This window comes from Hymenobacter elongatus, assembly GCF_004745955.1.
In the GTDB taxonomy this organism is placed as follows: Bacteria; Bacteroidota; Bacteroidia; order Cytophagales; family Hymenobacteraceae; genus Hymenobacter; species Hymenobacter elongatus.
Genome location: NZ_SRLD01000009.1, coordinates 74,433 through 91,006 on the forward strand (window position 1 = coordinate 74,433; position 16,574 = coordinate 91,006).

The following is a 16,574-nucleotide window of genomic DNA, read 5'->3' on the forward strand; positions in this document are numbered from 1 at the left end:
TGCCCCGGCAGCTTATCTTTTCTATGCATATTCAGTACGTAAGGCGTTTTCTACTGCTAGTGACCTGGCTGCTTTTGAGCGGTGTGGCTCTTTCGGCGCAAGCCCAGTACAGCTTCCGGGGCAAACCCAGCCAAGCGGTGTTGCGCAGCTTTCTGCAGCGGTCCATTACGATGGCGGGCGTCTGCAGCGACGTCTACGATGAAGCCGAGCGCACCCAGGATATTCAAGATCTGGACTCGGTACAGGCCAAATTCATTGGACGAGCCGCCTTTTGGTGGAACAGCACCTACGACACGCGGGAAGACTCCCTGCATTTTGTTCAAACTTACCGCAACACCAGTCGGATTCAGGCCAATGACTCGACGGTAATCGTGCAGGGGGCTGTGTTTGAGTTTATCCGTGACCGGGGGGCAGCTACCAGCAACGCCGATCTGATTCGAATTCCGCGCTGGGTACTGCAGGCCTGGGGCCAAAAAGCCGACACAGTTCGATACTTCGTAAGCGCCAAGATTGCCTACGCGCCCGGCGATACGCTGGACCCTACCATTCGGGATGGAGCCCAGCCGTTTGAGGTGCCGGATATTACTCGCTTGGAAGCGCGTATGTGGCTCTACTATCGGGCGTGCAGCTACATCGGCACCGGCATAGAGGCGCTGCACATGGGCCAGATGCGGCTGATAGCCAACAACGACCGCTATAATGACTACGCCGCTACGCGGGAGCTATTCGACCAGATCCGCTCCTTTGCCCAGCACGGTGCGCCCGGCTTTGTGCAGCCCAACGGCCTGCAGGGCGCGCGGCGGCAGTGGGTATTGCTCGACTGCCACTCCCGGCACCTACTGACATCCCGGGGCCAGGACCTGTTCGATTTCTACTCCATGCCCATCAGTGCCATGAAGCTTTATACTACTGCCAATACCAAGGGCTTCTACAGGGCCGGAGTGTATGGGACGGAGCTGTTGGTGAATACGTGCCAGGATCCGCAGCTTAATATTTTTCAGGACCACGAAGGGCCTGGCCTGTTTCTGGTGGAGTTTGATAACAGCCGCAGCCTGAGCCTGTCTCCCAGCATCCTGCCACAGTACACCATGTGGGGCTGGGACGAAATAACCTGGTTTGGCCAACAGCCTGCCGCCTACCGCGCCGACTGGCTCCGCTACGCCCACAATTGGCTGGCCCGCAACGATACTGCTGTATTGTTGCAGATGCCGGGCCGGCGCTATATGTCACTGGTTGATCGGAATGACCACGAAATCAAACCAATATACCGGTTCAATGACACCCAGCGGGAGAAGGAGCGAATCAGGGAAATATGGGATGGGGTCCACGATACTTTCCAGCCGACTTACACTGTGCCCGGCGCACTTGCGGCTGGTACCCGCCTGGCCATCGAAACGGATGGCGTTGTCTATTGGGTCGACTCTACTTCTCACACCATTGTCAGGGCCCGCTGGGATGCCGAAGCACCGGTGCCGGGCTGGGTTACCTCGGTGGTAGGCGACAGGCCCAACGCGGCCGGCGACCTGGTATTTGAGCTTGAAGGCTCCTTGTTTTACCGCACGCTGGCGCATCAGATTGAGTACTATAAGTACGCAGCCGAAACCGGGCGTTGGGTGCATTATTCTACAAATGGCCCGGCAGATGTAGCCGGCAATCTGGTTTTTGAAGGCGCGGGCTCCTTTTTGAATCGCAAAAACAGCCCCGTTCTGTATTACCGCAGCCTGGCGGGGCGGCTGGAATACCTACGCTACGTCGATAGCACGGCCACTTGGGCGCACGCGGTAGTCAGGCGCGTGCGGGTCGACGATACGCCGGGGGCCATTGTGTGTCCCACGACCGGTATGGTGGCTTGTATCTCCCGAAACAACATCAAGGTATTTCGTCTGACGGGGCAGCGCTGGGCCAATGTGTCGCCTCCGGACGGCAAGGGTGATGTGCGGAGCAGCTTAGTCTGGTTTAAGTTTCTGGAGGATGCGCAGCCGGATGGCACAACCGGCCGGTTTTATTACTGCTCCTTCACGAATGATATCGGCACCACCCGCTACGACTACAGGTCGGGCCAGTGGGATGCGGGCGGCTTCAGCTATGTCGGCGTCCGCAATGCAGGCGGCGATATTGTGTGCAAGGACAATTCGGAGCTGCTGTATCGCACCTCCGATTACCGCATTGCCTCGGTGCGCTGGGCCTGTCCGCAAGGTGTGGCCGGTCGGCAAGGCTGGTTGCAATCCACTTATCCGCAGGTGCAGAACTGCCACAGTGGCTTGGTCCGCCAGCGCGACAATAGCTTTTTTTACCTCGACTCTCGCCATACCGTGCAGTACTTGACCTGGGAAGCCATTAAGTACCTGTCGCCCCGCGACACGCTGGGCGCCGGTACCGTGCCCGGTACCAGCATTCGCGTAGCAGATGAGCAAAGGGTCCGGGTAAGCAGCACCAGTCCAGGCGCTGAGTAAGCCGCACGCGGGGAGCTACGGAAGAGAGTAAACGGGTTTTACGTTAGCTTGCAACTCGTACTGTTCCGTAGTAGTGGGCTGCTGGCAACTTCAGCCCAAAAAGAGATATGGGGATACGAATTTTGCTTTTGTAGCTATGGGACAACACCTTCTTTACGAGTCGCCTAAAATCAGCATCCGCTACGACTATAGCAACGAATGGCTCGACGTGGAATGGATTGGCGACCAGGACTATGAGTCGGTGCGGTCGGGGGCTACCAAAATGCTGGAATACCTCGGGCAGGAGCAGTGTCGCAGAGTGCTGAACGATAACACGCTGGTAACCAGTATGTGGGCCGATGCAGCCGAGTGGGGCGGCAAAGAATGGTTTCCGGCCATGCGCGATGCCGGCTGCGAGTACTTTGCCTGGGTATATTCGCCCAACGTCTATAGCCGTCTTTCTACCGACCTCACGCTACAATACACCGCCGCCGGCATCGTCATTCTGACCTTCGACGACATCAGCTCAGCCCGGGTATGGCTCCAGCAGGTGTAGGGCTAGGAGCCCGCTGGGCGGGCCAGGGGCAGGTGCCAGCGCAGCAGCGGAATAAGAATGATAACCGGCAGCGGCGACACGATGAAGTCGATGAGGCGCCGCCCGAGCTGGTAGGCCCAGCTGGCATCTCCCAGCAGCTTTCCCCCGAGTAGCAGCAGCGCACAGGCTCCGAAAACGGCGGCGTATAGCCCCAGCACCACCCGCATGCGGGCAACAGAGAACAAAGCCGCGTAGAGGAGCACCAGGCAGGCACCAGTGTACAGCAGCGCGTAGGTAATCACGGCCGGTAGGCTCCGCGTCGTGACCAGGCCACTGATGCCACTTTGTAAAGCCGCCGCGCGCTCAGCCAGACCTAATAGCAGAAAAATGCGTTGCCAGCCGCTGGTGAGGGTGTGGAAGACCAGCTCATCGTGCAGGCCCACCCAAAACAGGCCGGCGACGAGCGCAACAGCCACGATAGTTCGTAAGGCTACCAGGAAAAAATGGCGGCCTCTGGTGGAACGGGCGTAGAAATCAGGCATAGCTGGTAGCCAGAGGTGTACTCGGGCTGGCTAAGCGCCGGGCCCAGACCATCCAGAGAAAAAAGATGCACCCGTACACGACAAACGTGAAGGTGTAGTGATGGTTGAACTCAACGGTGTGATACGAATACAGATGGTTCAGGGCCAGGGCTCCGATGCGCACAACGTTGATGCCGTAAATAGCCAGCATGCCGACCGGAATAAACCACAGCTTCCGCCGCCAGGGGCCCGGAAAAGCCAGCACGAAACCCGCGAATAGCGCATAGAGCACCAAGCCATTGCACGGATGGCCTACCCGCACCACGGCTTGGCTGTTCAGCAGCACCAGATACGGGTCGAGACCGTGCACGCGGCTGTCGTAGCCCACGAAGCGCAGTGCCGCAGCGCTGGCCGCCGTGATGTTGGCGGAGAGGATGGCGTCGAGGCGGCCGTCGAGGGCCAACCATTGCTCGTAGCCGAAAAACCAGAGGCCGTAAAAGCCCACGGCCAGCAGCAGAAAACGTCGCAGCGCGTGCGGCGCGGGTGAGGAAACAGCAAGCATAGCGCAGCCACTAGGAATACAATGAAACGGCGAACCAATATACCGCATATCCGCCAAAACCGGTAGCCAGACGGCAGGCCGCCCCGATATGGGAGGGTAGCGGGCACCCAAATTGGCCGCGGCCTGGGGCAGGTCGCCGGGGTTTGCTACCTTTAACGTTGCCTACTCTTCCTGCCGCTTATGTCTTTGCCCTCTTCTGACCGCGTAGCCCCGTTGCAAGCATCTGACTATCAGCAGAAGATCAAGCAGGTATTCGCCGAGGTCGGCAAAGTGGTGGTGGGGCAGCAGTACATGGTTGGCCGCCTGCTCATCGGCTTGTGCACGGGGGGGCATATTCTGCTCGAGGGGGTGCCGGGTCTGGCCAAGACTTTGACCATCAGTACTCTTTCCAAGGTGCTGCACCTGCACTTCCAGCGCGTGCAGTTCACTCCCGATCTGCTGCCCTCCGACTTGGTGGGCACTATGATCTACAACCAGAACCAGTCGATATTCGAGGTGAAGAAGGGGCCTATTTTCGCTAATCTGGTGCTGGCTGACGAAATAAACCGCTCCCCGGCCAAGGTGCAGAGCGCCCTGCTCGAAGCTATGCAGGAAAAGCAGGTTACCATCGGCGAAACCACGTATCCGCTCGATTTGCCGTTTCTGGTGCTGGCTACCCAAAACCCGGTGGAGCAGGAAGGCACCTACCCGCTGCCTGAGGCGCAGGTCGACCGGTTTATGATGAAGGTGCACGTCGACTACCTCAAGAAGGCCGACGAGCTGGAAGTAATGCGCCGCATGGCCAACATGAGCTACGTAGGCGAGGTGAACCCCATTCTGACCAAGGAAGATATCTTCGGAATCCGCTCCATGATTAACCAGGTGCAGATATCGGAAACCCTGGAGAAATACATCATTGAGCTGGTATTTGCCACCCGCAAGCCAGCCGAATACGACCTAGCCGAGTTTGCGCAGTACGTGCAGTTTGGCGTGAGCCCACGGGCCAGCATCGCCCTGCACCGTGCGGCCAAAGCCGTGGCCTTTTTCGACGAGCGCGACTACGTGCTGCCCGAGGACATCAAGGAAGTGGCCGGCGACGTGCTCAACCACCGCATTTTACTCAACTACGAGGCTGAAGCCGATGGCATCCGCACCCAGGATTTCATCGACGCCATCCTGCGCAAAGTGCCCATTAGCTAATGCCCCGGCACCCAGGAGCACGCGACGCGGGGCGCATGAAAAACGGAATCAGACAGCTGCTCAGTCGGCTGCTGGCGGCGCGGCCGGAAATGCCGCTGAGCTTTTACGCCTTGGATGTGCTGTTTCGGCGGCTGCTGCGGCAAAATGCCGGTGTGCGCTGGGCAGTGCATCACACCAGCACCATTCGCAGCCCCGAGCGGCTCACGGCTGGTCGGGGCTCCTTTCCCGGCGACTCGCCCGGCGTGTATATCAATGCGGATAACGGTGTCAGTATCGGCGACTTCACCAACCTGGGGCCCCAGGTGGGGCTGATTTCGGCTAACCATGATGCGGTAGACAATGGCGTGGGCGTGGCAGCGCCGCCCCTGCGCGTGGGCAGCTTCTGCTGGCTGGGCATGGGCGCCGTTGTGCTGCCGGGCGTGGCGCTGGGCGATTTTACAATAGTGGGAGCCGGGGCCGTGGTCACCCGGAGCTTTCCGGAGGGCTACTGCGTGCTGGCCGGCAACCCGGCCCGAATTCTAAGACATCTGAACCGCGAAGAATGTGATGCGCAAGCCCGAAGCACCTACGAGCGGCACGCTGCTAGGAAATAGCGCGTATATCTTCCTGATTCGATTTTTTCCTACTCTGGCTACTGTCGTGGCACTCGTGTGGCTGTCGCGGCACATGAGTCCGGCCTGGTATGGGCGCTACCAGAGTTTTTGGGTGCAGTGGCAAGTGCTGCATGTCGTAGCCTGTCTGGGCCTACCGACGCTGGTGCTTACATACCCGGCGGCGCTGATAAACGGGCTGGTGCGGGGCACGAGCCGACGGCAGGCCGCAGTGGTGGCAGGCTGGTGGGTAGTGGTGGCAGGTGGGCTCATGGCTGTGCAGTGGCTGACGAATTCACTCTTTGCCCCTTGGCAGGCCGGCGCGTTCCTGTTGCTGAGCGTGCCGGTAGCGGTGCTCGAAGCGTATGCCTTGCTGGGGCGGCAGTTTCGGCCGGTAGCTTTGATCAGCGTGACGTACGCTGGCATTTTTGGCCTGAGCCATGCGTTGCTGGTGGGCGAGGTGCTGAGCAGCACGCAGCTGATGTACTGGCTGCTGCTAGGCAACGGGCTGCGGCTGGGCGCGCTGGCGCAGCTGGCCCGGCGGCAGTACCACGCCGCCGCCGGCCCCGTAGCCTGGCACACCGTGCGCAGCCTGTGGTTCCATACCGCCCTGAATGAAGTGGTGCAGGTGTTGTTCCGGTGGGTAGATAAGTTTGCTCTGAACTTCCTGCTGCCTGCCGCTCTTTTCGCGCTCTACTTCAATGGGACGCTCGACGTGCCGTTTCTGCCGCTGCTGCTGGGGGCGGCCGGCAGTGCGCTGTTGCTGCATTTTGGCCAGCCCGACCTGCCCGACGCCGCCCGGCTCGCCACCTTGAAAACGGCCGCTACGGTGCTCGGTCGCATTGTTTTTCCGCTGTTCTTTTTCCTGATTCTTTTCCGGGCTGAGCTGTTCGGAGTCGTTTTCGCGCATCGCTACGATGCGGCCGTGCCGCTCTTCCTGGTGTCGTCGCTCGTAATACCACTGCGGGCTTACAACTTCACGGCGCTGCTGCAGCACAAAGGCTGTGGACGCATTATTACCATCGGGGCAGTGCTTGATTTACTGCTGGCGCTGGGGCTCATGTATCCGCTGTACCGGCTGCTGGGACTGGCGGGTGTGGCGCTGGCCTTCGTGGTCAGCACCTACTGCCAGGCAGGTTTCTACGTAGTCCATACGGCCCGGCTCTTGGCCGTGCGGTGGTTCGACGTGCTACCCTGGCGCTCCTGGGCCGGGCAGTTTGCCGGCTTCGGGCTTGGGTTTCTGTTGCTGCACCTGCTGTTGAGTCGCTTCTTCACCGAGCAGGTAGTGCTGCTCTCGGCCGGTGTGGCTACTGGCTTGCTGATGGTGGTGTCGTTGTGGCGGCTGCGCCGTCAGCCGCCAGTATAGCGCCAATCCTTAACGGCTTTGCAACAAAAAGGCCTGCTCCAGATGTGGAGCAGGCCTCTATTCGCCTAGCTATATTTCCTTGTATAAGCAGCCAATAACATAAAGGCAAATTATTTAGCTACTACAAAACGCACTGTCTGGCTTACCTCGTTCGTCGTGACGGTGGCGATGTACACGCCGTTTTTCAGCGACGAAGGCAGTGCCAGCTGCTGCGGGCCAGCGCTCAGACGCCCAGCTTCGATTACGGCTACCTGCCGCCCCAAAGCATCGGCTACGCGCACCGTGGCCACATCAGCCCGCTGCAGCGTGAAAGACAGCAGCGCGGCTCCGGCAGTAGGGTTAGGCGCTACGCTCAGGCCCTGCACTTGCTCCGAAGCAGGCTTGGCCGCCAGCGTGACACCAGGACGGTTGTAGCAGGTGGTCTGGGGGTTGAAGTTAGACCAGCCGGCGGCCCAGTTGGTAGTTCCACCGAAGGCTCCCCGGAAGGTGCCGGTTTTTTCAAAAAAGGTATCGGCCAGCTTGGCATCGGCAAAGGAAGCGCCGGTATTCAGCACCGAGCCAGCCGGCAGCGCCAGGTCAGGCACGCAGGGCGCATTGCTGCAGGTACCCGTCACCCGGAAGTTATCGGCATTCAGCCCCAGGTCGCTGCTGGCCGGCAAAGTGGTGTTGCCACTGTTCAACCAGAAGCCCTGCACGTCGAAAGTGCCGCCGCTTTGCTGAGTATAGGGATTGCCCATACCCGCCATTACGTTGTTCTTGAGCACCAGCGTCCCGCCCGTGGCGTTGGCCTGCACGGCCGAGCCGTCCAGGGTCAGACCCTGGGGCCAGCCCGTCAGCACCGAGTTGAAAATGGAGATGCTGGTGTTGCGACGCAGGTGCATCGACCGTGTGAAGTTGGCCGTAACGCCGATGGGGTTTGGCAGAATAGCCGTGATGTTGGAGAAAATAGGCGCCGTACGGGGCGTCAGCGCCGAGCCGGCCGCGTCGTTGTCCGACTCAAAGGCCGTCGAGCCCGATACGTCGGCCGAGTTCGGCTCGCGCAGCACCAGACCGTACTGCACCTTGCCCTGGAAGCCGAAGTCAGTATCGAAGTCGTCGTCGGTAGCGGCAATGGCAATCAGGTGCTTGGCATTCACCGTGCCGCCGAACCACTCGAAGGAGTCGTCGCCGCAATAGGCTACCTGTACGTAATCAATAGTAGTGCCCGCGCCAACGCCGCCCATGGTCAGGCCGTTGATTTCGGAGTTAGGCTGGAAAGCAATACCGGGGAATTCGATGCGCACGTAGCGCAGCGTGCCCGAGTTGTCGTTCGGGTCGGTGCCGCCATATATCGCCCCTACGCCGCCTTCAATGGTAGGCGTGCCGGCCTGGTTTACCGGCGCCCGACCGCAGAGGATCAGTCCGCCCCAGTCGCCGCGGGCCCGGGAGCCGGCTGGCTGGTTGGAGGTGAAAACGATGGGCTGGGCCGCCGTGCCGTTGGCCTCAATGCGGCCGCCCTGCCTGATAATCAGCGCGCCTTTGCTGGCCTTATCGCCTTTGATGATGGTGCCGGGCTGAATGGTCAGGACCGCGCCGTTCTCCACGAATACAAAGCCATTCAACAGGTAGATGTTGTCGCTGGTCCAGGTCGTGTTGCTCGTAATCGCGCCCGATACGGCAACGGTAGCCGGGGCAGCCGGGCAGACGGTCTGGGCTGATACGGAAGCAACCGGGGTAGCGGTGGCTACAGCGCAGGCGAGTAGGGCAGGGAGTAGAAGCTTTTTCATGACAGTATGGATGGATGAAGGATGGTCAGATTTGCCGGGGCGAAGGTCCGAAACCAATACGCCCACCGGGTCAGGATGGGCGTTATGGTTTCGTTAGCGGGAGGTTACCTTATTGTGCCGGCGCTAGAAGTTGTAGGTCAGGCCCAGGGTGGAGTAAGTACCGCGGCGGTAGCTTACAAACGACACCCGGGGCTCGTCCTTGCTGATCTTGCCGTCCCGGTTCAGGTCGTAGTAGGTGCGGTAGCGCTGGTTAAGCAAGTCCTGGATGCCGGCTTTCAGCTGCAGATGCTTGCCGAGGCCCTTGGTTACGGCGAGGTCCACTACGTGGCGGGGCATCTCAATAGCGGAGAAGTTCTGAGTCTTATCGCCCACGAAGGAGATGCGCTGCCCTATCACGTTGTACTGGGCAGAAACCTGCCATTTGCGGTCGTCGTCCTGGAAAAATACGCCGGTGTTGACCACGAAGGGCGACTGGCCCTGCAGGGCCCGGTCGGTGAGGGCGAAACCCCGGTTCGCGTCATTATCGGGCAGCTGGACGCGGCTGCGGATAAACGAAGCGTTCAGCACTACTCCGAACTTCTGCAGAAAAGGATTCTCGGTGAGCTCCACGAAGCCTTTGCGGGCCTCCAGCTCGATGCCGACGTCGTAGGCCTTATCCGCGTTCTGGTACGTCAGGTAGAGCTGGGAGGTACCCACCGACTGGGTGGTCTGCTCAATAGCGTTGCGGAACTGCTTGTAGAATACCCCAATCGACAGCATTTCGGAGCGGGTCGGGTAGAACTCGTAGCGCAGGTCGGCGTTGTAGATAGTGGCCGTTTGCAGGCTGTCGTTGCCCGTGATGATGGCGTTGTTGCTGAAGTCGAAGTACGAGAACCCGGCAATTTCACGGAACTCCGGGCGGTTCACGCTCACACTACCGCCCAGGCGGAGCAGGCTGCGCTGGTTGAAGTTGTAGGTGGCGTTAAGCGAGGGGAGGGGAATGGTTTTGAGCTCCTGGTACTTGGGGTCTTCCCCGCCGTCGTCGAGGAAGCGCCGGTTGTGCTCCACGCGCAGGCCGCCCGACAAGCTGAGCTGGTCGGAGATGGGTGCTACCACCCCTACATAGCCCGCCAGCAGCGTGTTTTCAGCCTCGTACGATTCGTCCGGCTTGGTGCCTTCTTCCAGCTTGAAGCCGTCAACGGGGTCAATATTTTCCGGAGCGAAGATCCGGTCAATAGGGGAAGTCAGGATTTCGTCGCGGTCAGGCCGGTTGTTGAAGGCATCGAAGTTGCTGAACGTGTAAGAGAAGTAGCGCTGGTTGTACTGCCGGGTTTTGCGCTCCGTGTAGAAGCCCGCCCGGATCTTATACTCATTGGCTTTGGTCGTGTCGCGGCCCAGAAGGCGCTGCTCCCACTGGCCGGCGCCGGTGTAGGTGTTCTCCTTCAGCGACGAGAAAAAGCGGCTGGCATCGAAGGGGTTACCACCATTGGGGATTACCACAAAAAACTGGCGGTCGGAATCCTCGGGGCGCTGGGCCCGGTAGCGGCTGTAGTCGGGCTCGTCGCGGTATACGTAGTTGTAGCCGCCGGTCCAGGTTACGGTCGAGCGGCTGGCCGGGCCTACCTCGTGGGTGCCCTGCAGCTGGCCGGAATAGATCGTGCGGCTCTGGTAGTGCAGGGCATGGTCGTTGCGCTCCTGCTGTTCTACCTTGTCAACGCCGACGCGGTTTACCACTTCATCGGTACCGTACTGGTTCAGGAAGTTGCGGAATTCCACCCGGTTCCGGTCGTTGAGGCGCAGCTGCCAGTTATGAATCACGCCCAGCCGGACGGCCGTCAGCGCGCGGGTATCGTTGTAGTCGTACTGCAGCGGATACTTCTGATCAATCTCAACGAACTCGCCGGCCCGCTGGCGCGACTGTACATATTGTTCGCGGGTGTTGGAGTAGGAAACCGACGTCACGTTGCTCAGGTACATCGACCCGATTTCAAAACGGCGGTTGATGCCCAGCGAAGCCCGCAGGTCGGGCATGGCTTTAGCCAGACTCGGCAGCCAGGCCGTGCTCCGGAAGCTGCGGCTGATGGTGTTGAGCTGTGCCGCCGGTACGTTATCAGGACTTACCTGGCCGGCCGGTACGGCGGCTGGCAGATCCCGCCGGCCATTGTCGAACCCCAACCAGTCGGTACGGGTGCGGTTGCTGCTCATGTAGCCATTCTGGAACGTAGTGTTGTTACGCGCCCAGCCGGACAGGCTGAAGCTGGTCGTGTTTTCCAGCACCGAGTTTTTGGTGTACACCTTTACCACCCCGCCGCCAAATTCGCCCGGCAGCTCCGGCGAGCCCGACTTGAAAATCAGGATCCGGTCAATCACCGACGAGGGCAGGATATCGAACGAGAACGAGCGGGTATCTACTTCGGCCGAGGGCGTCAGCGCGTCGTTCAGCATCACCGTATTGTAGCGCTCGGCCAGACCACGGATAACGATGAAGTTGTTGTTTTGAATGGTTACCCCCGGAATCCGCTTCACCACTTCCGAAGCATCCCGGTCCAGGGTCTTCACGATCTGGTCGTTGCTCATACCGCTGACGACCATTTCGCTTTTCCGCAGATCCTGAATCAGGGCTACCTCGGTGCCCGTCTGCTTCTGGCCCGTCACCACCACCTCTTTCAGATTCTGGGTGTTTTCTTCCATCACGCCGTTGAGCGTCGTGTTGGCGTTGGCACTCACTACGATACCGGCAAACGTCATCGGCTTGTAGCCGATGTACGTCATCGTTATATTATAGGAGCCTGGCTCAAGCTTCAGCTCATATTTGCCGTCTACGTCTACCGGAGCGGCCTGCACGGTGCCCGTTACCAGTACGGTAGCCCCGATAACCCCTTCCCCCGTCTTTTTGTCAGTCACTTTTCCGCTGAGCGTGCCTTGCTGAGCGCGGGCGAAAGTGCTGATAATCAGCAAAATAAACAGTAGTCCTGAACGGCGCATACAACGGGTAGTTTGTTCGATGCACAAAGCTACCGCAGCCCTGTTATGCTAGTATTGTGGCAAGATTATCCTTGTGTTACTCTCGAAAGTATATATTCATATTCTGTTGGGAACCATTACTTTTGCAGCCGCTTTCCCCTGACCTCACTTTCTTCGCGCCACATGCTTTTGTCCATGACCGGCTACGGAATCGCGCATCGCGAAACCGACCGTTATTCGGCCACGGTCGAAATCAAGTCGCTCAACTCCAAAACCCTGGACTTGAGCTTGCGTCTGCCCCGTTTTTTGCAGGACAGAGAGCTGGAGCTTCGCAATCTTATTACCAAAGCCTTAGTGAGAGGGAAAGTAAACCTCAGCTTTGACTTTGTGCGGCCCCGTAACGCGGTGCGCCCTACAGCGGTGCTCAACCAGGAAATGCTGCTGGCAGCGTATCGGGAGCTGGAAAAAGCCGCTGAGCTCGTAGGGGCTCCCAAGGATCAGTTGTTTGCGTTGGCTCTGCACATGCCTGGTGTTCTGCAGCCAGCCGCCGAAGTTGCCGTCGAAGACGAGGAGGAAGTTAGCTGGGACGAATTGTTGCCTTTGGTAACAGAGGCCTTGGAGCGTGTCAATCAGTTTCGGCAAGATGAAGGCCATACGCTCACCGGTGAAATTGTGGGGTATGTAGAGCGCATCCAGCAGCAATTGTTGGAAGTCGAACGGCACGACCCAGCCCGGATTGAGCAAGTTCGGCAGCGCTTGCAGCAGCATTTAGCCGACCTCACTGCCCACGAGCAATTCAACCCTGTGCGGTTCGAGCAGGAGGTACTCTATTATATTGAGAAGCTTGACATTGCCGAGGAAAAGGTCCGTTTGACCAGTCATTTGCAGTACTTCATCGAAACTGTAGCCCTGCCAGAGCTCAATGGAAAGAAATTAGCCTTTATTTCGCAGGAAATTGGCCGCGAAATCAATACAATTGGTTCAAAGGCAAACGATTCAGTCGTTCAGCACTTGGTAGTAGGTATGAAGGAAGAACTCGAAAAGATCAAGGAGCAAATCAATAATATTCTTTGAGTCCAAGCCTTCACCATCACCCCACAGGTATATGTGTAATTGAACTTTTGACATAAAATTTGGCATAGTTGACCAGCTATGTTGATTGATGAGTTTTAATGTTGTCTGGGGCTACATCCGAAAATAGATATTTTCCGTAAATGGCCTCAGCAACCCTAGAAGCAAGTTTTCTTGGACTCTAAATGCTGTATCTGCTTGTGTTGCGAATTATTTCTTGAGTAAAATTTGCACCTTCAGATTTTCTGCGTAAATTGTGTTATCCGAACAGAGTGCCAACTCGCCTTTCGGAGTTTTACTTACCTTTGAATTCCACGTTTTTTTCAGCCACTACTATGAAAAAAGCCTTACTAGCTCCCGTTCTCTGCCTGACGCTTTTGCTGACGGCATTCCGCCCTTTTGCTGAGGTGGAAATGATTAAGAAGCGCGTACTCAGCGAGCGTGTTGAGATCTTGATTCCCAAGGGCTTCGAGGTAATGAGCGAGCAGCAGATGGACTTTAACTACGCGAAAGCGCAGAGCCGTCCAAGCGTTATTTACACGAACAGCAAAGAGGCCAGCATCGCCTTTACCTACACCGACAATACGGCTGATCAGGATATGATCAACATGTATGCAGACAACTTCTACAAGATGTACTCGAAGCAGTACAAGGAAGCGAAGTGGTTCAACAACGGCGTAAAAGAGATAAATGGTCGCAAAATTGGTTTCATGGAACTCATGAAACCAGAGCTCGGCCACGAGGTGTACAACTTGGTTTTCTTCACCGATGTGGAGGGTAAGTTGTTGATGTGCAACTTCACTTGCGCTGACCGTCAGAAGCCTGAGTGGGAAGCAGTAGCTAAGCAGATCATGGCTTCGTTCAAGTCAAACGGCTAGGCTTTCGGTTCTAGCTTACTTCGGTAGAGTATAAGAATCCCGAAATTTTCCCTCTTACGGCGGAAGATTTCGGGATTCTTGCGTTGTAGCGGGATATGCTTGTAAGGGAATTAGGCGGTGTCATCTTTCTCCTTATTAAAGCAGATGCCTTGATGGCTGTGAAGAATGACATTTAGGCGGTGGTATAAAAGGTGGTTTTTGCGTAGCTTGGCAGCTGATCCAGAACACGTTAAGCTGTGGCAAGTGCGGTAGCACGGCCCTGCGCAAGAACGGCAGCAATAAAGGCAAAGCCAAGTATACCTGTATGGGCTGTCGCCACCAGGCTGTCTTTACGCCAGCCGCGCCGATACGGGCGGTCCGCTACGCCCAGGTCGAAAGGCTGCTGCTCGAACGCGTCTCGCAGCGCGCCATCGTGCGCCCGAGCGGCGTGGCGCGCATGACGGTGGCCATGCTGGCAAAAAAAAGCCCGGACGCGGCCGAGTAGCGGCCCGGTGTCGCGGCGGGTGAAGGAACTGGAGCTGGACGAGTTGTGGACGTTTGTGGGCCGCAAACGGCGCAAGGTATGGCTCTGGCTGGCCGTGGAGCGCTATTCGCGCCGCCTCGTCGCCTGGGTGCTGGGCAGCCGTGGCCGCGCCACGGCCCGGCGTCTGTGGCAGGCGCTGCCCCCGCCCTACCGTACCGGTGCCTGGTACCACACGGATGAATGACAGGCCTACCGGGGCGTGCTGCCCGCGCGGGCCCACCAGGCCCATGCCAAAGGCAGCGGGCAGACCAGCCGCGTGGAAGCGGTTAAGTGCTCCTTACGCCAACGCTGCGGGGTACTGGTGCGCAAGTCCTACTCGTTTGGCCGCTTGCTGGCCATGCACCACGTGCGTATCCAACTCGTCATTGACGAGCATAATCGCCGATACACCACACATTAGACCACCGCCATATAACGCTCTAGAGAGCCAGAATACCACAAAGAGGCACTGTCCCCACACCCTAGAAACAGATAAATCTAGCGGCTCAGGGTATCGAAAAAAGTGATAACCAGCTGGGCTATGCCTGAAAAAGCTGTTAGTGGTAAGGCTTGGGCCTGGTCATTGACATCATGATAGGCCTTGCTGCCTCCGCGGGTATAGAGGAAAAAGGCGGGCACGCCTTGGTTGGAAAATGGGTAATGATCGGAATTGGCCGCCTGACCACGGGCCGCTATGCTCGCCACATAGCGGTGCTCTTTGTTGATCTGGTCAAGGAGCTTGAAAGGCTTTTCTAAAACCCGTCCATTTACAACTGTAATACCTTCTTGTCCTGTACCGGTCAAGTCGAGGTTCACTAAGAAGCGGATGCGGGGTAAGGCCACAAGCGGATGCCGAATGAAGTAGCGTGAGCCTAATAAACCCGCTTCTTCGGCTCCGAAGGCCATAAAGATGACGGAATAAGCGGGCTGGTGTTGAGGTTTGGCATAATACTCAGCCAGTTCGAGTAGTAAAGCTGTACCACTGGCATTGTCGTTGGCCCCAGGGAAGTAGGTGTTCTTGCCCATTCGACCCAGATGATCGTAGTGTGCCGACACCACTAAAAAAGAATCTGGTTGGATACGGCCTGGTACGTACCCAATGATGTTGCGGGCGCGGTAGTTAGCCACCAGAACGGCATCGATGCGCACTGCGGCCCGCTTGGCCTGCGTAGGCCAGCGCCTAGCGAGCAGCTGCAAGCGAGGCTGGGGTACCTGGTGGTCGGATAGGGAAGCCGTAAGCTTATCGGGAACCAGCGTCAGCAGCGCGGCTGCCTGATCCAGGTGACGGGCAAACGCATCGGGAAGTGTACGGATGCGTTCGGCGTCGCGCTGCCGTAGGACCAACACCTGGCCTTGTAGACTTTGACTTAAGAAACGTTGCCCGGCCGTCTCATCGTCGAATATGAGCGTGTCGAGTGCTATAACCGGACCCGTGAGGTCGCCGGGGCCAGACGTTGGGTCTAGGATGAAATCGACGCCAGGCTCCAGCGCTTTGCCATCAAGCAGCAGACTACAGCGCCCGGGAAAGGTGTTGATTGTTACGGGGAAAAACTGCGCGTATTTGGGGGTAAAGGCACGGAGTCCAGCCTGCCGAAAACGGCGACTGATGTATTCGGCGGCCCGCTGCTCGCCTTTTTTTACGTAGCCCCGGCCATGCATGTCTGGGGCCGCCAAGGCAGTGATAGTAGCGCGGGCTCGGCCCATGTCCTGGCTACAGGCGTAACGGGGCGCTGTGGTAGTGAGTAATAGCAGCAACCCCCAGCCCGAATGACTAGACAATAGGGACGGCAGAACACGGTGGAGCATACGCTACTGACTTTAGGCCCACCAGCGGCGAAGAGAATGGGCTACTAACAAACCAAGGGCAGTGCCGAGACCATCACTGATAACATCAGACCACTCGCCGTGTCGTCCCAGTCGCATCGTAATCTGGAGCAACTCAATGAGTGCGCCCAGCGCTATGCCTTCGGCAAATACCACGCTAAACGCCCAGCGCTGCCGCCAATGGTAGCGCCGTTGGCGGACGCTGGAAAAGTAGCTGAACGCTGCCAGCACGAAGAAAACGAAAGCATGGGCCGCCGTGTCGAAGGAGAGCAACTGCCACGGCGGTACGGTCGGCATGTTTTGGGCTGGCGTAAGCGTCAGGACCAAAACCAGCGCCGCCCACGCCAAGGGCAGGGCCACAAAGGCCCGGCGACGAGGCGGCGGCGGCGCTAGAGGCAACATACG

The 16,574-nt window shown here is 58.3% G+C and carries 16 protein-coding genes; 10 read left to right on the plus strand and 6 right to left on the minus strand.

Annotation, left to right across the window (positions count from 1 at the left end; genetic code table 11):
• Nucleotides 1-59 precede the first annotated feature (59 nt).
• Together E5J99_RS06420 and E5J99_RS06425 are read left to right on the plus strand one after the other, a co-directional pair.
• A complete protein-coding gene (locus E5J99_RS06420) occupies nucleotides 60-2,453 on the plus strand; it encodes a hypothetical protein (RefSeq protein WP_135496897.1) in 2,394 nt (797 codons plus the stop codon).
• A gap of 136 nt (nucleotides 2,454-2,589) precedes the next feature.
• Nucleotides 2,590-2,988, plus strand: a complete 399-nt coding sequence (locus E5J99_RS06425; protein ID WP_135496898.1) for a hypothetical protein — start codon at nucleotides 2,590-2,592, stop codon at nucleotides 2,986-2,988.
• Between the two features lie 2 nt (nucleotides 2,989-2,990).
• Here the strand turns inward: E5J99_RS06425 and E5J99_RS06430 are convergent, their stop codons facing one another.
• Both E5J99_RS06430 and xrtX read right to left on the minus strand, forming a co-directional pair.
• Nucleotides 2,991-3,509, minus strand: coding sequence for an XrtX-associated membrane protein (locus tag E5J99_RS06430; RefSeq protein WP_135496899.1), 519 nt, complete (start codon nucleotides 3,507-3,509; stop codon nucleotides 2,991-2,993).
• The gene (gene xrtX / locus E5J99_RS06435; protein WP_135496900.1) at nucleotides 3,502-4,050 is read right to left on the minus strand and encodes an exosortase X; all 549 of its coding nucleotides are present in this window, start codon (nucleotides 4,048-4,050) and stop codon (nucleotides 3,502-3,504) included. The genes E5J99_RS06430 and xrtX overlap by 8 nt, the downstream gene beginning before the upstream one ends.
• Before the next feature lie 180 nt (nucleotides 4,051-4,230).
• Between xrtX and E5J99_RS06440 the strand changes: the two genes are divergently transcribed.
• The 3 genes from E5J99_RS06440 to E5J99_RS06450 are packed head-to-tail and all read left to right on the plus strand — an operon-like array spanning nucleotide 4,231 to nucleotide 7,185.
• Nucleotides 4,231-5,229 carry an AAA family ATPase gene (locus E5J99_RS06440; RefSeq protein ID WP_135496901.1) on the plus strand — a complete coding sequence of 333 codons (999 nt, stop codon included), beginning with the start codon at nucleotides 4,231-4,233 and terminating at the stop codon, nucleotides 5,227-5,229.
• A gap of 35 nt (nucleotides 5,230-5,264) precedes the next feature.
• Nucleotides 5,265-5,822: an acyltransferase gene (locus tag E5J99_RS06445; protein ID WP_245318744.1), complete on the plus strand. Its 558-nt coding sequence runs from the start codon at nucleotides 5,265-5,267 to the stop codon at nucleotides 5,820-5,822.
• Nucleotides 5,776-7,185, plus strand: coding sequence for a polysaccharide biosynthesis protein (locus E5J99_RS06450; RefSeq protein ID WP_135496903.1), 1,410 nt, complete (start codon nucleotides 5,776-5,778; stop codon nucleotides 7,183-7,185). Before E5J99_RS06445 ends, E5J99_RS06450 begins: the two co-directional genes overlap by 47 nt.
• A gap of 110 nt (nucleotides 7,186-7,295) precedes the next feature.
• Here the strand turns inward: E5J99_RS06450 and E5J99_RS06455 are convergent, their stop codons facing one another.
• Entirely contained in the window at nucleotides 7,296-8,951 is a 1,656-nt protein-coding gene (locus E5J99_RS06455; RefSeq protein WP_135496904.1) for a T9SS type A sorting domain-containing protein, read from the minus strand.
• Between the two features lie 123 nt (nucleotides 8,952-9,074).
• Nucleotides 9,075-11,915 carry a TonB-dependent receptor domain-containing protein gene (locus E5J99_RS06460; protein ID WP_135496905.1) on the minus strand — a complete coding sequence of 947 codons (2,841 nt, stop codon included), beginning with the start codon at nucleotides 11,913-11,915 and terminating at the stop codon, nucleotides 9,075-9,077.
• 162 nt (nucleotides 11,916-12,077) lie between these two features.
• Here E5J99_RS06460 and E5J99_RS06465 point away from each other — a divergent pair, with 162 nt between their 5' ends.
• The 5 genes from E5J99_RS06465 (at nucleotide 12,078) to E5J99_RS06485 (ending at nucleotide 14,766) form a co-directional block, all read left to right on the plus strand.
• Nucleotides 12,078-12,968, plus strand: a complete 891-nt coding sequence (locus E5J99_RS06465; RefSeq protein ID WP_135496937.1) for a YicC/YloC family endoribonuclease — start codon at nucleotides 12,078-12,080, stop codon at nucleotides 12,966-12,968.
• 332 nt (nucleotides 12,969-13,300) lie between these two features.
• A complete protein-coding gene (locus E5J99_RS06470; RefSeq protein WP_135496906.1) occupies nucleotides 13,301-13,843 on the plus strand; it encodes a hypothetical protein in 543 nt (180 codons plus the stop codon).
• A 259-nt stretch (nucleotides 13,844-14,102) separates the two neighbouring features.
• On the plus strand, nucleotides 14,103-14,327 hold the full coding sequence (locus E5J99_RS06475) for a hypothetical protein (protein WP_245318749.1): 225 nt from the start codon (nucleotides 14,103-14,105) through the stop codon (nucleotides 14,325-14,327).
• Between the two features lie 19 nt (nucleotides 14,328-14,346).
• The gene (locus E5J99_RS06480; RefSeq protein WP_167852019.1) at nucleotides 14,347-14,550 is read left to right on the plus strand and encodes an IS1 family transposase; all 204 of its coding nucleotides are present in this window, start codon (nucleotides 14,347-14,349) and stop codon (nucleotides 14,548-14,550) included.
• Between the two features lie 15 nt (nucleotides 14,551-14,565).
• Entirely contained in the window at nucleotides 14,566-14,766 is a 201-nt protein-coding gene (locus E5J99_RS06485; RefSeq protein ID WP_135496909.1) for a hypothetical protein, read from the plus strand.
• A gap of 77 nt (nucleotides 14,767-14,843) precedes the next feature.
• Here the strand turns inward: E5J99_RS06485 and E5J99_RS06490 are convergent, their stop codons facing one another.
• Complete coding sequence (locus E5J99_RS06490; protein ID WP_167852020.1) at nucleotides 14,844-16,049, minus strand: M28 family metallopeptidase; 1,206 nt, start codon at nucleotides 16,047-16,049, stop codon at nucleotides 14,844-14,846.
• A gap of 114 nt (nucleotides 16,050-16,163) precedes the next feature.
• Nucleotides 16,164-16,571, minus strand: a complete 408-nt coding sequence (locus tag E5J99_RS06495; protein ID WP_135496911.1) for a VanZ family protein — start codon at nucleotides 16,569-16,571, stop codon at nucleotides 16,164-16,166.
• Between the last annotated feature and the right edge of the window lie 3 nt (nucleotides 16,572-16,574).

What these genes read in the sequence shown, in the direction of transcription:
- E5J99_RS06425 (WP_135496898.1), top strand. Translation starts at nt 2,590, where the DNA reads ATGGGACAACACCTTCTTTACGAGTCGCCTAAAATCAGCATCCGCTAC.
- E5J99_RS06430 (WP_135496899.1), bottom strand. Translation starts at nt 3,509, where the DNA reads ATGCCTGATTTCTACGCCCGTTCCACCAGAGGCCGCCATTTTTTCCTG.
- xrtX (WP_135496900.1), bottom strand. Translation starts at nt 4,050, where the DNA reads ATGCTTGCTGTTTCCTCACCCGCGCCGCACGCGCTGCGACGTTTTCTG.
- E5J99_RS06440 (WP_135496901.1), top strand. Translation starts at nt 4,231, where the DNA reads ATGTCTTTGCCCTCTTCTGACCGCGTAGCCCCGTTGCAAGCATCTGAC.
- E5J99_RS06445 (WP_245318744.1), top strand. Translation starts at nt 5,265, where the DNA reads ATGAAAAACGGAATCAGACAGCTGCTCAGTCGGCTGCTGGCGGCGCGG.
- E5J99_RS06450 (WP_135496903.1), top strand. Translation starts at nt 5,776, where the DNA reads ATGCGCAAGCCCGAAGCACCTACGAGCGGCACGCTGCTAGGAAATAGC.
- E5J99_RS06455 (WP_135496904.1), bottom strand. Translation starts at nt 8,951, where the DNA reads ATGAAAAAGCTTCTACTCCCTGCCCTACTCGCCTGCGCTGTAGCCACC.
- E5J99_RS06460 (WP_135496905.1), bottom strand. Translation starts at nt 11,915, where the DNA reads ATGCGCCGTTCAGGACTACTGTTTATTTTGCTGATTATCAGCACTTTC.
- E5J99_RS06465 (WP_135496937.1), top strand. Translation starts at nt 12,078, where the DNA reads ATGCTTTTGTCCATGACCGGCTACGGAATCGCGCATCGCGAAACCGAC.
- E5J99_RS06470 (WP_135496906.1), top strand. Translation starts at nt 13,301, where the DNA reads ATGAAAAAAGCCTTACTAGCTCCCGTTCTCTGCCTGACGCTTTTGCTG.
- E5J99_RS06490 (WP_167852020.1), bottom strand. Translation starts at nt 16,049, where the DNA reads ATGGGCCGAGCCCGCGCTACTATCACTGCCTTGGCGGCCCCAGACATG.
- E5J99_RS06495 (WP_135496911.1), bottom strand. Translation starts at nt 16,571, where the DNA reads ATGTTGCCTCTAGCGCCGCCGCCGCCTCGTCGCCGGGCCTTTGTGGCC.